Raw genomic sequence first — 2,500 nt, 5'->3', positions numbered from 1 at the left:
GAAACCGACACTGGTGGTCTGGTAGAGTATACCAAGGCGCTTGAGAGAACTATGCTGAAGGAACTCGGCAAATTGCACGCGTAACTTCGGAAGAAGCGTGACCCTTTTCTACGCAAGTAGAGGAGGGTGGCACAGACCAGGGGGTAGCGACTGTTTATCAAAAACACAGGGCTCTGCGAAGTCGCAAGACGACGTATAGGGTCTGACGCCTGCCCGGTGCTGGAAGGTTAAGAGGAGGGGTGCAAGCTCTGAATCGAAGCCCCAGTAAACGGCGGCCGTAACTATAACGGTCCTAAGGTAGCGAAATTCCTTGTCGGGTAAGTTCCGACCTGCACGAATGGCGTAACGACTTCCCCGCTGTCTCCAGCATAGACTCAGTGAAATTGAATTCCCCGTGAAGATGCGGGGTTCCTGCGGTTAGACGGAAAGACCCCGTGCACCTTTACTATAGCTTTACATTGGCATTCGTAGTGGCATGTGTAGGATAGGTGGTAGGCTTTGAAACCTGGGCGCCAGCTCAGGTGGAGCCACCCTTGAAATACCACCCTTATTACTATGGATGTCTAACCGCGGCCCGTTATCCGGGTCCGGGACAATGTATGGTGGGTAGTTTGACTGGGGCGGTCGCCTCCTAAAGAGTAACGGAGGCGCGCGATGGTGGGCTCAGAACGGTCGGAAATCGTTCGCTGAGTGCAATGGCATAAGCCTGCCTGACTGCGAGACTGACAAGTCGAGCAGAGACGAAAGTCGGTCATAGTGATCCGGTGGTCCCGCGTGGAAGGGCCATCGCTCAACGGATAAAAGGTACGCCGGGGATAACAGGCTGATGACCCCCAAGAGTCCATATCGACGGGGTTGTTTGGCACCTCGATGTCGACTCATCGCATCCTGGGGCTGGAGCAGGTCCCAAGGGTATGGCTGTTCGCCATTTAAAGCGGTACGTGAGTTGGGTTCAGAACGTCGTGAGACAGTTCGGTCCCTATCTGCCGTGGGTGTAGGAATATTGAAAGGATCTGTCCCTAGTACGAGAGGACCGGGATGGACGGATCTCTGGTGGACCTGTTGTGGCGCCAGCCGCATAGCAGGGTAGCTATATCCGGACGGGATAACCGCTGAAGGCATCTAAGCGGGAAACCCACCTTAAAACGAGTATTCCCTGAGAACCGTGGAAGACGACCACGTTGATAGGCCGGGTGTGGAAGAGCGGCAACGCTTGAAGCTTACCGGTACTAATAGTTCGATCGGCTTGATCGTTCTCATTCCTTATGCTCATCGCTCCAAATCGGAGGATGACAGGCACATAAAGGACCAGCGAATAGCCCCGAGAGGCACCCGACAGCTCCGCTGCCGATGCCTCTTTGTGCTCCTTCGCTCAAAAGCTTCTCGAACAACGTGCGTTTTGCCGACCTGGTGGTTATGGCGGAGCGGCTGCACCCGATCCCATTCCGAACTCGGCCGTGAAACGCTCCAGCGCTGATGGTACTTCGTCTCAAGACGCGGGAGAGTAGGTCGCTGCCAGGTCTGCTAAACGCACGTTGAACTCACATCCAATCGGATGGAGTGATGTCTTCTCTTTATGAAATGGCCCGCCAAGGGATCACGGGCCGCGTAAGCGGCCCTTTCATTTGGTCAGCCATATACCTATCTGTAGGCCTCGGCTTACACAAAAAAGCAAGCAAACGCTTGCTTAGGAACGCAAGCAAGCGCTTGCTTGGATTAGCAAGCAAACGCTTGCTAAGAGGTGACGCGGGGTGGAGCAGCCCGGTAGCTCGTCAGGCTCATAACCTGAAGGTCACAGGTTCAAATCCTGTCCCCGCAACCAAACCTCACTAAACAAACAGCCCGCCTCGTGCGGGCTCTTTTGTTTTTTGCCCTGGTGCCGGCGTTTAACCCGTCATCAGGCGCCCCCAAGCAGGCCAAGCCCAAGCCGCAAGACAGAAAACTCAAATCCCGTCCCCGAAACCAAATCAAAAACAGCCTGCCTGGCACAATGCCCGCCGGCCGTTTGCGTTCGGCTGGGCTGGCCATCGATTGCCCCGGATCAGGCGCCCGCAACAAGGCGAAGCCCAAGCTGCGGAACAAAAAAACCAATCCCGTCCCCTGCAAACCAATCTGCACCAAACAAACAGTTCGCCAGGCACCAGCCAGCGGGCTGTTCGCATTCGGGGGACAATGGTGCCTGCAAGCGGCACTCGTCGGCGCACAAAGAGGCCTCAGCCGACAAGCTACGACAACAAAACAAGCCTCTCAACAAAACCTAATTCAAAACAGCCCGCAGCCGCGGGCCGTTTGCGTTCGGGGGACTGGCAGTGAAGTGCCCAGCCGCCGCCATAACCGGATCAACCGAATCGGAGGCGAAAAAGACGAAGCATCCGATCCTCTTATCGGGCATCGGTCAGTGATGCCGGTGATGACTTGCAATCAAATAGGAAATGATTGGGTCGGGGGTGGTGTTCTATTCAGCCGGCTTTTTGTGGCCACCCTCGGCCATGACAATGAC

General features: G+C 55.6%; 1 protein-coding gene, 1 tRNA gene and 2 rRNA genes (1 of these 4 cut by a window edge). All 4 read left to right on the top strand.

The annotated features are described in order from the left end of the window. Positions 1-1,254 (top strand): 23S ribosomal RNA (locus EN906_RS11515) (it extends 1,568 nt beyond the left edge of the window). Positions 1,255-1,406: 152 nt separating this feature from the next. Then, positions 1,407-1,521 (top strand): 5S ribosomal RNA (gene rrf, locus EN906_RS11510). 224 nt (positions 1,522-1,745) lie between these two features. Next, positions 1,746-1,822 (top strand) — tRNA-Met (locus EN906_RS11505). 39 nt (positions 1,823-1,861) lie between these two features. Continuing rightward, positions 1,862-2,500: hypothetical protein (locus EN906_RS37735; protein ID WP_127379237.1), on the top strand; the 639-nt coding region annotated here is incomplete at its 3' end.

The sequence above is a fragment of the Mesorhizobium sp. M7A.F.Ca.CA.004.06.1.1 genome, from assembly GCF_003999135.1.
In the GTDB taxonomy this organism is placed as follows: domain Bacteria; phylum Pseudomonadota; class Alphaproteobacteria; order Rhizobiales; family Rhizobiaceae; genus Mesorhizobium.
The sequence above is the reverse complement of the archived record's forward strand: the minus strand, read 5'-3'. Positions and strand labels throughout refer to the sequence as shown.